General features: G+C 55.8%; 14 protein-coding genes. 3 read left to right on the plus strand and 11 right to left on the minus strand.

From position 1 onward, the window contains the following. Positions 1-16: 16 nt before the first annotated feature. Entirely contained in the window at positions 17-922 is a 906-nt protein-coding gene (locus HZS52_RS17215; RefSeq protein ID WP_009286662.1) for a LysR family transcriptional regulator, read from the minus strand. 218 nt (positions 923-1140) lie between these two features. Between HZS52_RS17215 and ppnN the strand changes: the two genes are divergently transcribed. The 3 genes from ppnN to HZS52_RS17230 all read left to right on the plus strand — a co-directional run bounded on the left by ppnN (position 1141) and on the right by HZS52_RS17230 (position 3817). Next, positions 1141-2523 carry a nucleotide 5'-monophosphate nucleosidase PpnN gene (gene ppnN / locus HZS52_RS17220; protein WP_022523522.1) on the plus strand — a complete coding sequence of 461 codons (1383 nt, stop codon included), beginning with the start codon at positions 1141-1143 and terminating at the stop codon, positions 2521-2523. Between the two features lie 224 nt (positions 2524-2747). Beyond that, on the plus strand, positions 2748-3482 hold the full coding sequence (locus tag HZS52_RS17225; RefSeq protein WP_423250059.1) for a sulfite exporter TauE/SafE family protein: 735 nt from the start codon (positions 2748-2750) through the stop codon (positions 3480-3482). A gap of 134 nt (positions 3483-3616) precedes the next feature. Then, on the plus strand, positions 3617-3817 hold the full coding sequence (locus tag HZS52_RS17230) for a hypothetical protein (protein ID WP_022523524.1): 201 nt from the start codon (positions 3617-3619) through the stop codon (positions 3815-3817). A 117-nt stretch (positions 3818-3934) separates the two neighbouring features. Here the strand turns inward: HZS52_RS17230 and HZS52_RS17235 are convergent, their stop codons facing one another. The 10 genes from HZS52_RS17235 to HZS52_RS17280 form a co-directional block, all read right to left on the minus strand. After that, a complete protein-coding gene (locus HZS52_RS17235; protein ID WP_009286659.1) occupies positions 3935-4771 on the minus strand; it encodes a DUF6694 family lipoprotein in 837 nt (278 codons plus the stop codon). Positions 4772-4875: 104 nt separating this feature from the next. Beyond that, the gene (moaA, locus tag HZS52_RS17240) at positions 4876-5865 is read right to left on the minus strand and encodes a GTP 3',8-cyclase MoaA (RefSeq protein WP_190373222.1); all 990 of its coding nucleotides are present in this window, start codon (positions 5863-5865) and stop codon (positions 4876-4878) included. Next, positions 5862-6266, minus strand: a complete 405-nt coding sequence (locus HZS52_RS17245) for a putative zinc-binding protein (protein WP_009286657.1) — start codon at positions 6264-6266, stop codon at positions 5862-5864. Before HZS52_RS17245 ends, moaA begins: the two co-directional genes overlap by 4 nt. A 51-nt stretch (positions 6267-6317) precedes the next feature. Next, positions 6318-7580, minus strand: a complete 1263-nt coding sequence (locus HZS52_RS17250; RefSeq protein ID WP_190373223.1) for a molybdopterin molybdotransferase MoeA — start codon at positions 7578-7580, stop codon at positions 6318-6320. Next, positions 7577-8155 (minus strand): molybdenum cofactor biosynthesis protein B, encoded by a 579-nt coding sequence (moaB, locus tag HZS52_RS17255; RefSeq protein ID WP_190373224.1) that lies wholly within the window; start codon positions 8153-8155, stop codon positions 7577-7579. Before moaB ends, HZS52_RS17250 begins: the two co-directional genes overlap by 4 nt. Positions 8156-8190: 35 nt before the next feature. Continuing rightward, positions 8191-9012, minus strand: coding sequence for a peptidylprolyl isomerase (locus HZS52_RS17260; RefSeq protein ID WP_027959391.1), 822 nt, complete (start codon positions 9010-9012; stop codon positions 8191-8193). Positions 9013-9052: 40 nt separating this feature from the next. Continuing rightward, the gene (gene narI / locus HZS52_RS17265; RefSeq protein WP_039858452.1) at positions 9053-9745 is read right to left on the minus strand and encodes a respiratory nitrate reductase subunit gamma; all 693 of its coding nucleotides are present in this window, start codon (positions 9743-9745) and stop codon (positions 9053-9055) included. Between the two features lie 13 nt (positions 9746-9758). Further along, positions 9759-10571, minus strand: coding sequence for a nitrate reductase molybdenum cofactor assembly chaperone (narJ, locus tag HZS52_RS17270; protein ID WP_190373225.1), 813 nt, complete (start codon positions 10569-10571; stop codon positions 9759-9761). Further along, a complete protein-coding gene (gene narH / locus HZS52_RS17275) occupies positions 10564-12126 on the minus strand; it encodes a nitrate reductase subunit beta (protein ID WP_190373226.1) in 1563 nt (520 codons plus the stop codon). The genes narJ and narH overlap by 8 nt, the downstream gene beginning before the upstream one ends. Beyond that, positions 12123-15920: a nitrate reductase subunit alpha gene (locus tag HZS52_RS17280; protein WP_190373227.1), complete on the minus strand. Its 3798-nt coding sequence runs from the start codon at positions 15918-15920 to the stop codon at positions 12123-12125. Before HZS52_RS17280 ends, narH begins: the two co-directional genes overlap by 4 nt. Positions 15921-16034 lie beyond the last annotated feature (114 nt).

Here is a 16034-nt window from a genome sequence, read left to right on the forward strand (position 1 = left end):
CGCCCTTGGTGCCTAATCAATTAGACGGCATCAAGGGCGTTTTTTCTTGCAGACGCTGAGCGTGAAAACCGTCTAACAGCTTCGCGTAGCGCTTAGGCAGCACCGAGTCGCGGCGGCGCAGCAAATAGAGCACTTCATTGACCGCATTGGGCAGGTTCAACGCTTTTACCTGGCGCTGCCAAGGCGAAGTTTCCAATACCAATCGCGATACCACGCTAAAGCCCAATCCCCTGGCCACTGCATCCAGCACCATGCTGACTTCATTGGTAAAGCCTTGATGGCGGAAATGGGTCATTGAGCGAAACTCGTCGGGGTAATTGGCTCGCAGCAGTGCATTGGCATGGTTAATGCCGTCGTAATAATTGAGAAAGCCGATGCCCATTAAATCTGATAACGTGCTGCCCGCAAAATCTGCAGGCACCACCAAGCAGAGCGGTTCTTCATGCCAAATGCTGCAGCTAAGCTCAGGGTGCCGCATTGCCTCGGTGACTATCCCGATGTCATAACGCCCTTCAAGCAGGTCATTGACGATTTCGTGGTTGAACGCAAAGCTATAGTTGACCGTTAAATTGGGGTGCATTTGCTGCTGCCCCAATATATACGGATAGAACATCAGGCCAACGCTACCCGGCGAGGCAATGCGGCAGTCACCGCTATCCAAAGAGTCATCGTCTAGCCCGTGACGGAACTGTTCATGCTCAGCAAATAACTTTAAAGCGTAATCGTAAGCACGCCGCCCCGATTCGGTTAATGTAAAGCTACGCCCCTTGCGCTCTAGCAGCTCTTTATTTAAATAGTCTTCTAACTTGCGTACATGCTGGCTTACGCCCGGCTGGGTCATTTCTAAACGTTGCGCCGTACGGGTAAAACTGCCTGTTTCAACAAGCGTAATAAAGGTACGAAAATAGTGGGCATTGAACATAGTGAAGCGCCATGGTCTTTGATAACGGTCTTTAGCAGCTCTCTTTGAGAACCCGCTTTAGGCAACAGTTTAGTAACTAACAAAAAACGCTATTGCCGCCGCCCTATAAAATAGACCTCATAATAGCACACCCCGGCGAGCCAGCCGCTGCGCTGTACCCACCGCTTGGGCGTGGTAATATGCCAAGAGACATCAAACGATTAGGGACAGCCCCGCTAATGACCGAAAACGTTCAACCTCGCGCCACTCTTTCCAGCATCATTTCCCCCGAGGGGAGCCTCGAAGTACTCTCTCAGCATGAAGTTAATCGACTGCATAAAACTTCTCAAAGCGGTCTGCACGACCTTCTTCGGCGCTGTGCGTTGGCAGTACTCAATTGCGGTAATCCCAGCGACGATAGCCTGGCGATTTTAGAAGCCTATAAAGATTTCGATATTGAAGTGCTGCAGCAAGACCGCGGCATTCGCTTAAAGCTCACTAACGCCCCCGCCGAAGCCTTTGTAGATGGCCGCATGATTCGCGGTATCCGCGAGCATCTATCCTCGATCATTCGCGACATCGTTTACGTCTACAATGAGATTCAGCACCACAATCGTTTTGACCTGAGTACGGGAGAAGGCACCACCAATGCGGTCTTCCATATTCTGCGCAAAGCGGGCACGCTCAAACCCGGCCGCGACCCTAGCCTGGTGGTGTGCTGGGGCGGTCACTCTATCTCCCGGGAAGAGTACGAATATACCAAAGATGTGGGCTATCACTTGGGTCTGCGCGATTTAGATATTTGTACCGGCTGTGGCCCTGGCGCAATGAAAGGCCCCATGAAAGGCGCGAACGTTGCCCATGCCAAGCAGCGGCGTAAAGAAGGCCGCTATTTGGGTGTTTCAGAGCCCGGCATTATCGCTGCCGAAGCGCCTAACCCCATCGTCAATGAACTGGTTGTCATGCCAGACATTGAAAAACGCTTGGAAGCCTTTGTGCGCCTGGGCCATGGCATTATTGTGTTTCCTGGCGGAGTGGGCACCGCAGAAGAGATTCTCTATCTGCTGGGCATTCTGCTGCACCCTAGCAACCAGGATATTCCTTTTCCGTTAATTTTCACTGGCCCTGCTGATTCTGCGGCCTACTTTCAGAAAATTGATGAATTTCTGGTCTATACCCTCGGTGAGGATATCCGCCGTTACTACACCATCATTACCGGCGATCCGGTCTCGGTTGCACGCACCATGCGCCACGGCATCGATGAGATCGCTGAATTCCGGCGCACCCATCAGGATGCTTTCTACTACAACTGGCGATTGACCATTGCGCGCGACTTCCAGGCAACCTTTGAACCGACACACGACGCCATGCGTGGCTTAGCGCTCCACCGCCAGCAGCCTACCCATGAGCTCGCTGCTAATCTGCGCCGCGCTTTCTCGGGGATCGTCGCAGGCAACGTCAAAGAGGCTGGCATTCGAGCCATTGAAGCTCATGGCCCCTTTGTACTGACCGCAGAGCCCGAACTAATGCAACGCCTTGACGAGCTACTCACCTCGTTTGTAGCCCAAGGGCGCATGAAACTCGACGGCCAGCACTATGTGCCCTGCTATGTGCTGAAATAACAGCGTTTAGGCTCTGCCTGAAAACTGGCTGCGCTCGACCATACGGCGTTAAAAATCGGCTCAAAGTACTCATTTACACAACGTAAACTCCGTCTTTTCGCCGATTTTTGCCTTGTCTGGCCTTCGCTCGCCGACTTTTCAGACAAAACCTAATCCTGAAGGAAATCAATACGCACAGCTGCCGGTTGCGTGGCGGCTGTGCGCTAAAAAGGGCCGGTAACCTTATGCTGTTAATTGCGTTTATAGCGCTACTCGTTGCAGGTATCGTCAAAGGCGCCATCGGTTCAGGTGTCCCGGTTATTGTCGTACCCATTCTCACCATGCTGTACGACGTTCAACTCGCTATCGCTCTATTAGTCGCGCCTAACCTATTTAGTAATGCTTTACAGGTATGGCAATATCGACGCCACCTATTACCCTTGCGCTTCTTGGCAGCTTTCTCCATTGCTGGCGGGCTAGGCATCGTTCTGGGCACTTGGGGATTAGTCGTTTTATCTCCCGAAATACTGTCACTGGGTGTCGCGGGTGTGATCGTGCTTTACCTGATCATCAAAGTGATGAAACGTCGTATCGCCCTGCCTTTTAATATCGCTGCGCGACTAGTGATCCCTATTGGCCTACTCGCTGGCGTGCTTCAAGGCGCTGCAGGCATGTCGGCGCCAGCCTCGGTTACGTTTTTCAATGCGATGCAGTTGAAACGAAGCGTATTTATTGGCTCCATCTCGGTCTTCTTCGTCGCTATTACCAGTGTTCAAATACCGGCGCTTTTAAACGCGGGCATTTTAACTCTGGAACGCTTTTTGTTTAGTATTCTTGCCCTTGTGGTGATACTCGCCGCTATGCCCCTAGGCGCCCGCCTGGGCAATCGGCTGCCCCACCGCTGGTTTGATAATTTGGTTATGCTGTTGCTGGCAAGTATCGCCGTTAAAATTTTTATCGATACGCTGATGGCTGGCTAGCCCACGGAAAACCTTTTCTACGCTTTTTTTCTCACTTCAGCTAAGCAGTGTTGAGAACCAAGTCAGGTAAAAGCGGCCAGAATAGCTACACTGAGTGAGCATTACCTCACTATTGACCTTGAAAGGAACTCAACATGTCGATGATTAATCAGCTAAAAGATGTCAAAACCAAAGATTTCGCCAAGCACTGCTATGAAAGCAGCAGCGTCGATAAACTACGAGAGGCGTCGGCAGGCAGCGCCGATCAGTCAGAAATGGAGCATTGGGGGTTAACCGAAGGGCAGTGGGAAGAGGCAATTGTTGCCGCCCTCGCCGACCATGAAGCCAAAGAGTAAGTAACCCCGTTTGGCGAAAAGATAATTGGTAGAAATGTTTGCGCCCTATCGGATAACCGCTAGGGCGCTGTGGTTTTTGCATCGCTTACCCCACAAAGAGCTTAGTCCACACGAGACTCACTCCAAACGGGAGAAAGCAATGCCACCATACTCCTTCTGCAGTTGCTCAAGCCTGGCCAGTTCGTGTTCCGTTAGCTCAGGGGAGTCCCATAATGGCTGCTCATCAAGCCCTTTCAACCCTTGCAAGGTGACCGTCAGCTCTGCATCGCTGGGTATTTGAGCATTCCCCCATGGGCCAAAGCGGTTAGGCGCAAGGCTCCACTCCAGTGTTTCACCAGGCTCAATGCCACCAGGAACAACGTAGTAAAACGTTTCGTCTACCCAAGCTGCTGAGTGATCAGGGCTCGTCACCACGCCCCTCAACAGAAGCTCAGAAATGGCCTGATCCGTGTCATTGGTCACTGTAAGATCAATCACAGGTTCCGGAGCGCCATAAGGGCTTGAGCCAATGTAATAGCGAGCACTGTCAATGGTAAACCGCGCTAACTGCTGCTGATCACTGGTGGCTTTTGCACGCTTCTCTTCCAGCCGCTTTAAGGTGCGAATAGCCTGTTCGCGTTCGCGTGCCCGACGCTCGCGCAGAATTTGATCGGCACGCTGAATCACCTGATCCCCCGTTAACCCATGCATTTGCACATTGGCAGTTTCGGCAATCTCAGCGGCATTCATGCGGTGGGGGTTGAGAATATCGATACCACTAAACGACGTCGACGTGGCGATAATGATCAAGCCTTGATCAAACTCATCGCGCTTGTAGGTGGGCAAGGAGTTACGCACTTTCTCAACCGAGACAACCGACGCAGGCATGGAGCTAGTATCAATTTTGGGATCTGAGCAACCAGCTATCATGAGTACTGATAGTGATATTGCAGACAGCCTTAGCAGGCTCCACATACAATCACCTCAACGCAACCAAAAATAAAAAATTGTCGAGGAGCTTAACGGAAAGCGCTATTCACCACTAGCCCCTGCTAGCTTTGAACGCTGACCGAATCGTATTACCCGCCTGTTGCATTCATAAACCTCACTATTTGAACTTCACCATCCGTCGTGAAGTGATGGCGCTCAGGTTTTTTCTTCATTGCCTCCACAATGCTCGATTTAAGCCGCTGGGTATCACCCGGATAACGTCGCATTACGGCGCGTAAATCTACCGAGTGCTCATTGCCCAAGCAAAGGAGTAGTCGCCCTTCAGCCGTCACCCGAACACGATTACAGGCAGCGCAGAAATTGTGGCTATGGGGAGAAATAAAGCCAATCCTCGACTGGCTGTCTACCATGCGGTAATAACGGGATGGCCCTAGGGTGGTCTCGGTGGTGGGTAAGAGTTGATAGTGGTTTTCTATGGTCTCGCGTACCGCATCGGTGGAAAGAAAGGTTTCACCACGGTTATGCTCGCTGATAGCGCCCAGCGGCATCTCCTCAATAAAGCTTATATCGACTTGTTCATCCCGGGCAAAGTTTACCAAGTCGATAATTTCGTCGTCATTGCGCCCCTTGAGCAATACGGCGTTGAGCTTAATCGACTGAAAGCCAGCGCGGCGCGCTGCACGGATACCCGCGATCACCTGATCAAGATCCCCCGTCCGGGTTAATGCTTTAAAGCGTTCGGGCTTGAGCGAGTCGAGGCTAATATTGAGCCGATGTAGCCCGCCTTGCCGCAAAGCATTGGCATGCTTGACCAACCCTGAGCCGTTGGTGGTCATCGCCAGCTCGCGCAGACCTTCCAATGCACCGAGTTTTTGCACTAGCGTGAGTACGCCCTGGCGTACCAGCGGCTCACCGCCAGTTAGACGGATTTTCTCCACGCCCAGCTCGACAAATGCCTGTGAAAGCGCGGCTATCTCCTCAAGGGTAAGCAGTTGGGCGCGTGGCAGAAAGGTCATTTCCTCAGCCATGCAGTACACACAGCGAAAATCACAACGATCAGTTACCGATATACGCAGGTAACGCACCGTACGGCCATACCCATCGACTAGCGCACTCATTCCATGGGTTCCTCTTGGGTATTGGCATTAACGGGCAGCCGTGCAATGAGTTCTTTTACTTCTGCGGTGACGTCGATGATTGTTTGCTCATCATAAAACTGGCCCCGCCGCTTGCGCAGGCCGTTTTCATATAGCTTTACGTGCTCTGTGGGTATCACATCCGCTTTGGCGAGACAGTGGCTGGCGCAGTGCATCTGGCACCCGTCAATGGCTACAATAGGGCGCCCGGAGCGGGCAATGCGCACCAGACCGGGCACACCACCGCCCACACCAGCAATGCAGGACATTTCTGCCTCTCCTGCATGGTCAAGACGCAGGGCAACGCTATTGGCAAGTTGCGCCACATCAGAGCAGCCGGAGCAGGCATAAATCAGTGTGCGGGGTTTGTGTTGTGAAGACATACCCTCTCCTATGAAAAAAACGAGGTCAGTGGCCACGATAGGAAAAACTGTTCAAGCGGCGAACTGATTGATGGGGTAATAGTGATAGGTGGCCCCTTCAGTTACCTCCGTGGCGGGGTTAATCATTAAATAACCATGGGCCTGGCTAGCCGCGCTGAGCATATGTGAGCCCTGCCCGCCCGCTAGCTGCGCCACGGGAGCCCCCTGTGACCAATCCATCACCACCCGTAGTAGCTCGCAGCGCCCCTGGGGGCCACGCTGAGAAAAGCCCGCTTTTACCGGATAACGCTGTAGAGCCGCTACGGCTCTACCTTGCATGGCATGGATAAACGGCAGCGCCAGCAGCTGCCAGCCCACCAGGGAGGCCACAGGATTACCCGGCAGCGCCATTAACGGTGTGGAAGAGGCAGGCTCCGCGCCCAGATAACCGAACGCAAAGGGCTTCCCTGGCTTCATGGCGACACCATGAAAATGTAAGCCACCGCGCTGCTCGATCACTGGGCGTACATGATCCTCCTCGCCTACCGAAACGCCTCCGGTGCACATCACCACATCCGCAACGGTTTGTGCGTGCTCAAAGGCCTGATGCAATGACTGCGGTGAATCAGCGATGATGCCCAAATCCAGCACGTCGCACTGAGCTTGCGCTAGCAGTGCGTTAAGCATGGCGCGGTTGCTGTCGTATACCTGTCCCGGTGATCGCACTGTACCTGGGGCAATCAGCTCATCGCCGGTGGAAAGCAGCGCCACCCTCAGACGCCGTTTGACAGTCACGGCATTGATTCCATGGCTTGCCAGCAGCGCAATCGACGCGGCATCAAGAAGCTTACCCGCAGCGAGCAGCGGGGTGCCTATGCGAGTCTCCTCGCCTTGGCGACGAATGTTAGCGCCTAGCACCAAGCTACCCTCGAGGTGTATATGCCCGCGCGGATCAAGAGTCACCCGCTCTTGAGGCACCACAATATCTGCCCCCATGGGCACCGGCGCGCCGGTAAAAATACGCGCGCAGCCTCCTTCCGGTAGCAGCATGACGCCTGCGCCAGCTGGTACGCGTTGGAGAATGGGTAAGCCTGCGCCGCGAGGTGCCGCTTGGTAATCAGCCAGACACAGCGCGTAACCATCCATAGCACTATTGTCCACGCCCGGCATATCGAGAGGAGCGACCAGCGTTTCTGCCAGCACTCGCCCTGTCGATTGTTCTAGGGTGATGGTTTCTACTGCATTAATGGGCGTGGCTGCGTCGATAAGCCGTTGGCGCGCATCAAACAGATCTAACAAGCCGGGCGTGACTATTTCTGCGCAGTGACAGTTCATAAGCGCTCCACCTCATTGGAAGAAGTCGCTGTGTGACGTCCACTACACGGGGTCGCTGAAGGCAGCACCATGGCGGCGAAGTTGCAGGGCCGAGTGCGGGAGTCCAGCTGCAAAGCAATAATCCTGTCCCACGCCAAGGCACACGCTTTGGGCGAACCGGGCATCGCAAATATCAGCGTTCGGTTGGCCACCCCCGCTACGGCGCGAGACTGGATCGTCGCTGTGCCGATTGTTTTCAGGGAGTAGTGGCGGAACAGCTCGCCATACCCCTCAATCGCTTTGTCGAACAGCGGTATCAACGCCTCGGGAGTGGTATCCCGGGAGGTAAAGCCAGTGCCGCCATTAACCAGAATCGCGTGGACATCCGTTCGAGCAATCCAATCCGAGACCACGGCACGAACCTGGTAGATATCATCAGAAACGATGCGCCTCTCGACCAGGATATGGCCGCTTTCGCTCAGATGTTCAACCAGCAGGTCACCGCTACCATCCTCGTCGAAACCACGGGTATCGGAAACCGTTAGCACCGCGATGCCGAGCGGAGTGAAAAGAGCATCTACAGGAACATGGGACATCAAGCCTCTCCTATTAGCTTTGCTATTGCTTCAAGCTATTGCATCAAGCTGCCGCCAGCATCGTCATCCAGAACAATCCCTTCGACGCCTATTTCGCTCTCTAACGCCAGCAAATAGTGACGCAGCGCACGTCGAGTTGCCTGTTCCCGTAGGCTATGGCGCACCCGGTCAATCACTTGATCGAAAGGTAACGCCCTACCGTCTCGCCGCTCGTCAATACTCACCACATGCCAGCCATAGCGAGACGCCAAGGGGCGCTCGTGTAGACCTTCGGGTAAGTGCTGCAAAGCGCGATCCAACTCCGGAACAGTCTGCCCTGACACCAGCCAGCCCAAATCACCATCCAGCTCTTTTGAAGGGCACGCGGAGTGGTGTTGAGCAAATTCGGCAAACCGTTCGGGTATCTGCTTAAGCTGTTCGAGTAGCTTTTCACCAAGCTGGTAAGCGTCGTCGCGGCCCTGGGAGTCATCGGGTGCGGCCGCGAGCAGGATATGCCTAACGCGTAACTGCACTGGTTCGCTGAAGCGCTCGCGGTGGGTGTCAAAAAAGCGCTGGCAATCTGTTTCCCCCGGTTCCGGCACCTCAAGCTCCTGTTCGAGCAAGGCAGCAATCGCCGCATCTTCCTGTGCTTCGTTAGTTTCCTGCCTCGACAATAGGCCCAGGACGTTGGCTCGCTGGCGCAGCAGTTCCCTGACCACCAGGGCGCGGGCCGCCTGAAGCTGGGCCTCCCCCGACGTTTCGGCGGGGTGGTACTGCATCTCCAACGCAATCGTTGCTTCATCGATAGGGGTGTCACCGACACGTACCGGAGGCGCAGCGACGCCCCCAGGTAGCTGTTCGATATCAATCATCTGCATGTTATTTCTCCTCTAGGCCTGGCCGAGCACAAGCCAGTTTTTAGCCACGACGGCGGACAAGCTGATAGCGCCGGGTTACATAGCCGAACGGCGCGCTCCACACATGCACCAGCCGCGAAAACGGGAACAGCAGGATGATGGTTAAGCCGATAAAGATATGCAGTTTGTAGATCCATGACACTTCCTGCATGTAGTCCGCCGCACCGCCGCTGAAGAAGACAATCGACTGCGCCCAGCTGGAGAGTGTCAGCATCATCTCGCCGTCCATATGGCCCAACGAGAAGATGATGGTCACCATACCCAGGCACGCCTGTAAGACGATCAAGCCCAGAATCAAGGTATCCATCATGCTCGACGACGCCTTTACGCGTGGGTTGGCCAGGCGACGATAGAGCAACATGGCGCCGCCCACCACGCACATGGCACCGGCAATACCGCCCACCACGATAGCCACTAGCTGTTTAGTACCGGCGTGCAGGAACGGTTCATAGACCCAGTGCGGTGTGAGCATGCCCACCAGATGGCCGAAGAAAATCACGATAATACCGATATGAAACAGGTTGCTGCCCAGGCGCATATTCTTTGAAGAGAGCATCTGGCTAGAACCGGTCTTCCAGGTGTACTGACCATGATCAAAACGGAGCAGGCTGCCAAGCAGAAACACCGTGCCCGCGAGATAGGGGTAGTAACCGTAGATCAGATGGGTTAAGTAATGCGCAATCGCGTCATACATGGTGATTCTCCTATTAACGATCGGCGGAAGGAGCGGAAGAGGCATTTAAAGACGGAGCAGGCATAATGCGTACCGGCTGGCTCTGAACGGTGTGTTTGCGCTCGGCCAAGCGACGCCCTTCGGCAGACTGCAGCGCGCAATCTTCGTCAGAGGTTGCCGAGAAACGCACCGCTTCTTCTTCCCATACGGCGTCCAAGGCTTCGGGGGTGTTATCAGGCACTTCTTTCTTGACCTGGGGCCGATGCTCTTCGACATCACCCTCGGCGCCGATTAACGCCAATAGTGAAAACGGTACCAGCGCGTGATCCGCCCCCCGCTCCTCCAGCCGTGCCGTCAGCAACGCCAGAATATGGCGTATTTCGCCCAACCAGCGGCCGATCTCGGCTTCATCGCACAGCGAAAGATATTCAAGAAACACCGGTAGATGATCGGGCAGTTCACGGGCATCCAGCTCAAAACCGGCCGCGCTGTATTCGGCCATGAGGTCCACCATGGCCTGGCCACGGTCACGTGATTCACCGTGAACGTGCTCGAATAGCAGCAGCGACGTGGCCCGCCCCTTATCGAACATGGCGACGTACTCGGCCTGCAGCTCAAGCAGGTCGCCCTCTTGGAGACGCTGACACCACTCCATTAGCGACGATTTGAGAGCCGCCCCCAGGCGGCGCTCGGCATTGAGAATTTCGATGAGTTCACCGCTGGCATCCTGCAGTTCCTGGGTCGGGTAATCGAGCAGGCGGGCCAGTACGCGTAGGCTACGCATACCCTGTAGCGGTTCGAACGACGGCTCTACCGGGGTCGGCGCTTGGGTAGCGGCTTCAGTCATGACGAGACTCCTCAAGTTGTGGCTGCGGGTCGAAGACCTCTACCGGTTTTACCAAAACGCTGGTCTGCTTACGGCCGTTAAATAGGTTGGGCTGGCTCTCACCGTGGCAACCATCACCAAAGGTAAAGCCACATCCACCCCGCTCGGGGAAAGCTTCGGTTGCCATCTCACGATGGCTGGTGGGGATCACGAAACGATCCTCGTAGTTGGCAATGGCCAGGTAGCGGTACATTTCTTCCACCTGGGCTACGCTCAGACCTACGGCGTCGAGCACCTCGGCATTAGGGGCGCCATCCACGTGCTTGCTGCGCATGTAGACACGCATCGCCATCAAGCGCTTGAGTGCCAATACTACGGGCTCCTCTTCACCGGCTGTCAACAGGTTAGCCAGGTACTTCACCGGGATACGCAGTGATTCGATCTTGGGCAGGATGCCATCGAACTCTACATGCCCCGCCTCAGCGGCGGACTGAATCGGCGACAGCGGCGGCACGTACCACACCATCGGCAGCGTGCGGTATTCCGGGTGCAGCGGCAGCGCCAATCCCCAGTCGATAGCCATCTTGTAAACCGGTGAGGCCTGGGCGGCTTTGATGACGTTATCCTGGATGCCATCCCGCTTGGCCTGGGCAATCACTTCCGGATCGTTGGGATCTAGGAAAATCTCGCACTGGCGGTGGTAGAGATCACGCTCGTCAGGGGAGCTTGCCACTTCCTCGATCCGATCAGCGTCATACAGCAGCACGCCGAGATAGCGAATGCGGCCCACACAGGTCTCGGAGCAGATGGTCGGCTGACCGGCCTCGATACGCGGGTAGCAGAAAATACACTTCTCGGACTTACCGCTTTTCCAGTTGTAGTAGATCTTCTTGTAGGGGCAGCCAGAGATACACATACGCCAGCCACGGCACTTGTCCTGGTCGATTAGAACGATACCGTCCTCTTCCCGCTTGTAGATCGCACCACTGGGGCAAGCCGCTACACAGGTTGGGTTCAAGCAGTGCTCGCACAGGCGCGGCAGATACATCATGAAGGTGTTTTCGAACTGGCCGTAAATATCTGCCTGCACCTTGTCGAAGTTGGCGTCTTTGCGCCGCTTGGCGAACTCGGTGCCAAGAATCTCTTCCCAGTTCGGGCCCCATTCGATCTTTTTCATACGCTGACCGGAAATCAGCGAGCGCGGACGCGCCACCGGCTGGTGCTCACCGATCTTGGCGGTATGCAGGTGTTGGTAGTCGAAAGTGAACGGCTCATAGTAGTCATCCATCTCGGGCAGGTCGGGGTTGGCGAAAATGTTCGCCAGCACCCGCCATTTGCCACCAATACGCGGTTCAATCCGACCATCGTTACGGCGCATCCAGCCGCCCTTCCACTTGGCCTGGTTCTCCCACTCTTTGGGATAGCCGATACCGGGCTTGGTCTCGACATTGTTGAACCAGGCGTACTCCATACCTTCGCGACTGGTCCAGACATTTTTGCAGGTCACTGAACAGGTGTGGCAACCAATACACTTATCAAGGTTGAGAACCATGCCTACCTGGGAACGAATTTTCATTTCACGGCCTCCTGAGCACTGTTCTTCTGAACACTGTCATTGCCTTCACCATCCAGCCAGTCAACGTGTTTCATCTTGCGCACTAACACGAACTCATCGCGATTTGAGCCGACGGTGCCGTAGTAGTTAAAACTGTAAGAGAGCTGCGCGTAGCCGCCGATCATATGGGTTGGCTTGGGGCAGACACGGGTGACCGAGTTGTGAATACCGCCCCGCGTACCGGTGACCTCAGAGCCAGGGACGTTCACGTTGCGCTCCTGGGCGTGGTACATCATCACCATGCCCGCTTTGACCCGCTGGCTGACCACTGCCCGCGCGGCAATCGAGCCGTTGGCGTTGTAGACCTCGATCCAGTCGTTGTCCTCGATATCGATCTCAGCCGCGTCCGCCTCGGAGAGCCACACCACCGGGCCGCCTCGGTTAAGCGTCAACATCAGCAGGTTGTCCGAGTAAGTGGAGTGGATGCCCCACTTCTGGTGCGGCGTGAGAAAGTTCAGCGCCTTGCTCTTGAAGCCGTTGTCGGCGGGAAGCTGGAAGCCTTTGGCCGCCTTGGTATCGATAGGCGGACGATAGACCAGCAGGCTTTCGCCGAAAGCGCGCATCCAGGCGTGATCCTGATAGAACTGCTGACGGCCACTCACGGTGCGCCAGGGAATCAGCTCGTGAACGTTGGTGTAACCGGCGTTATAGGAGACATGCTCATCCTCGAGGCCGGACCAGGTCGGGCTGGAGATAATCTTGCGCGGCTGGGCGACGACATCGCGAAAGCGAATTTTCTCATCAAACTTAGGCCTCGCAAGGTGAGTATGATCACGCCCGGTAATTTTGGAGAGTGCATCCCACGCTTTAACTGCCACGGCGCCGTTGGTTTCCGGTGCCAGGGTCAGAATCATCTCGGCGGCATCGATAGCGCTGTCGATCAACGGACGCCCTTTATGCGGGCCATCCAGCTTGCGATGGTTGAGTTTGCCTAGCAGCTCGACTTCAGCATCGGTATTCCAAGCGATACCCTTGCCGCCGTTACCAATGCTTTCCAGCAGCGGCCCAACAGAAGTGAAGCGCTCATAGGTTTCGGGATAGTTGCGCTTGACCTCAATCAGCGATGGCATGGTCTTGCCGGGAATCGGCGCGCATTCGCCCTTCTTCCAATCCATCACCGCCGGCTGGGCCAACTCTCCTGGCGAGTCGTGCTGCATCGGCAGCGTGACCAGGTCGGTCTCTTCTCCCAGGTGGCCTACACACACCTTGGAAAACGCTTTGGCAATACCCTTGTAAATATCCCAGTCGCTGCGCGATTCCCAGGCCGGGTCGGTGGCGGCAGTCAAGGGGTGAATAAAGGGGTGCATATCAGAAGTGTTAAGGTCGTCCTTCTCATACCAGGTCGCCGTCGGCAGCACGATATCCGAGTAGAGGCAGGTGGTGGACATGCGGAAATCCAGCGTCACCAGCAGGTCGAGCTTGCCTTCCGGCGCCTCGTCACGCCATACCACTTCTTCGGGCTTCTGGCCGCCGAAGTCGCCCAGATCTTTACCCTGAATACCGTGGCGAGTACCCAGCAGGTACTTGAGCATGTACTCATGGCCCTTACCGGAACTACCCAGCAGGTTGGAGCGCCAGATGAACATATTACGCGGGAAGTTCTCTGGTGCATCCGGGTCTTCCGCGGCAAAGCGCAGTTCACCGCTCTTGAGCTGCTGAACGGCATAGTCGGCAGTGGACATACCCGCGGCTTCGGCTTTTTTCGCTAGGCGTAGCGGGTTAGTGTCCAGTTGAGGTGCTGACGGCAGCCAGCCCATGCGCTCAGCACGCACGTTAAAGTCAATCAGGCTACCGGGGTAATCCTCGGCCTTGGCCAACGGCGAAAGAATTTCTTTAATCTCGAGCTTCTCGTAGCGCCACTGGGAGGAGTGACTATAGAAGAAGGAAGTAGAGTTCATATGGCGCGGCGGGCGCTGCCAGTCGAGGCCAAAGGCCAAAGGCGTCCAGCCAGTCTGCGGACGCAGTTTTTCCTGACCAACGTAGTGGGCCCAGCCGCCACCGCTCTGACCGATACAACCACACATGACCAGCATGTTAATCAGGCCGCGGTAGTTCATATCCATGTGGTACCAGTGGTTCATACCGGCACCAACGATGATCATGCTACGGCCGTTGGTTTTATGGGCGTTGTCGGCAAATTCACGGGCAATGCGGGTGCACTGCTCTGCAGGGACACCGGTGATTTTCTCCTGCCACGCGGGGGTATAGGGGCGAATCTGATCAAACGAGGTCGCGCCATCATCTTCGCCGTCGCCGACAAAGCCACGGTCGATACCGTAGTTGGCACACATCAGATCAAAAACGGTGACCGCCAGCATTTCGCTGCCATCGGCTCTCTTCAAGCGTTTGGCGGGCAAATTGTGGAACAGTAGGTCATCGGCGGCGCCGACGCCGGCCCCTTTTACGTGCTCAAAGTGCTCGTGCTCGATGCCACCGAAGTAAGGGAACGCCACGCGAGCGACGCTATCGTGGTGGTTGACCAAGCTGAGTAACGGCTTGATTTCAGCGCCTGCGGCGTCCAGCGATTCCAGGTTCCACTTGCCCACTTCGTCGCCGGTTTCGCCCCAGCGAAAACCGATGGAACCGCGTGGCACCACCAGCTGGTCACGGGTTTCGTCCCAGGCAACGGTTTTCCACTCGGGATTGTTTTCCTGGCCCAGGGCAGCATCAAAATCACTCGCACGCAGTTGGCGGCCCGGTGCGAAGCTGCCATCTTCACGCACTTCCAGTTCCACCAGGAACGGCATGTCAGTATAGCGGCGTACATAGTCAGTGAAGTAAGCACTCGGGTTATCGAGGTGGAACTCTTTGAGGATGACATGGCCCATGGCCATCGCCAGGGCGGCATCGGTGCCCTGTTTGGCGGACAGCCATTCGTCGGTGAGTTTGGAGACTTCGGCATAATCCGGAGTGATCGAAACCGTCTTGGTGCCCTTGTAACGTACTTCGGTAAAGAAGTGGGCATCCGGGGTACGCGTCTGGGGCACGTTGGAGCCCCAGGCGATGATGTAGCCGGAGTTGTACCAGTCAGCGGACTCAGGTACGTCGGTCTGCTCGCCCCAGGTCATCGGTGACGCCGGCGGCAAATCGCAGTACCAGTCGTAGAAGCTCATGCAGACGCCACCAATCAGCGAGAGGTAGCGACTACCTGCGGCGTAACTGACCATGGACATGGCAGGAATCGGCGAGAAGCCGAGAATACGGTCGGGGCCGTACTGCTTGGCGGTGTAAACGTTAGAAGCAGCGACCAGCTCGTTGAGCTCGTCCCAGTTACCGCGAACGAAGCCGCCCATGCCGCGAGCACGCTTGTACTGTTCGGTCTTGGCGGGGTCTTCGACAATAGACGCCCAGGCGTCGACCGGATCTGGGTTAGCCTTGAGCGCTTCGCGCCATAGCGCCAGCAACGGCTTGCGGATCAACGGGTACTTGAGGCGGTTGGCGCTGTACAGATACCAGGAGTAGCTGGCGCCGCGGGGGCAGCCACGCGGCTCATGGTTAGGCAGGTCGGGACGGGTACGGGGGTAGTCAGTCTGCTGGGTTTCCCAGGTAACTAAACCGTTCTTAACGTAGATCTTCCAGCTACAGGAGCCGGTGCAGTTCACCCCGTGGGTACTGCGTACTACTTTGTCGTGCTGCCAGCGGGCACGATAACTATCTTCCCACTGGCGGGATTCGCTGCGTAGCTCACCGTGTTCGTTGGCAAAAGGCTCGCGGGACTTGCGGAAGAAATTCAGCCGATCTATGAAGTGACTCATGGTCGATCTCCAGGCTCCTCGGAAATTTGCATACCCGACAGTGCGGGTTCCATGGAGTGGATTCTGCGTGATCGACAAGCGAATTACTGCGTGATTACCTCCATATACACCCTA

The organism is Vreelandella titanicae (genome assembly GCF_014697095.1).
Taxonomy (GTDB): domain Bacteria; phylum Pseudomonadota; class Gammaproteobacteria; order Pseudomonadales; family Halomonadaceae; genus Vreelandella; species Vreelandella titanicae.

Coding starts and splice junctions, on each gene's coding strand:
- HZS52_RS17230 (WP_022523524.1), top strand. CDS start 3,617: ATGTCGATGATTAATCAGCTAAAAGATGTCAAAACCAAAGATTTCGCC.
- ppnN (WP_022523522.1), top strand. CDS start 1,141: ATGACCGAAAACGTTCAACCTCGCGCCACTCTTTCCAGCATCATTTCC.
- HZS52_RS17225 (WP_423250059.1), top strand. CDS start 2,748: ATGCTGTTAATTGCGTTTATAGCGCTACTCGTTGCAGGTATCGTCAAA.
- HZS52_RS17280 (WP_190373227.1), bottom strand. CDS start 15,920: ATGAGTCACTTCATAGATCGGCTGAATTTCTTCCGCAAGTCCCGCGAG.
- narJ (WP_190373225.1), bottom strand. CDS start 10,571: ATGACTGAAGCCGCTACCCAAGCGCCGACCCCGGTAGAGCCGTCGTTC.
- HZS52_RS17215 (WP_009286662.1), bottom strand. CDS start 922: ATGTTCAATGCCCACTATTTTCGTACCTTTATTACGCTTGTTGAAACA.
- narH (WP_190373226.1), bottom strand. CDS start 12,126: ATGAAAATTCGTTCCCAGGTAGGCATGGTTCTCAACCTTGATAAGTGT.
- HZS52_RS17260 (WP_027959391.1), bottom strand. CDS start 9,012: ATGCAGATGATTGATATCGAACAGCTACCTGGGGGCGTCGCTGCGCCT.
- narI (WP_039858452.1), bottom strand. CDS start 9,745: ATGTATGACGCGATTGCGCATTACTTAACCCATCTGATCTACGGTTAC.
- HZS52_RS17250 (WP_190373223.1), bottom strand. CDS start 7,580: ATGAACTGTCACTGCGCAGAAATAGTCACGCCCGGCTTGTTAGATCTG.
- HZS52_RS17235 (WP_009286659.1), bottom strand. CDS start 4,771: ATGTGGAGCCTGCTAAGGCTGTCTGCAATATCACTATCAGTACTCATG.
- moaB (WP_190373224.1), bottom strand. CDS start 8,155: ATGTCCCATGTTCCTGTAGATGCTCTTTTCACTCCGCTCGGCATCGCG.
- moaA (WP_190373222.1), bottom strand. CDS start 5,865: ATGAGTGCGCTAGTCGATGGGTATGGCCGTACGGTGCGTTACCTGCGT.
- HZS52_RS17245 (WP_009286657.1), bottom strand. CDS start 6,266: ATGTCTTCACAACACAAACCCCGCACACTGATTTATGCCTGCTCCGGC.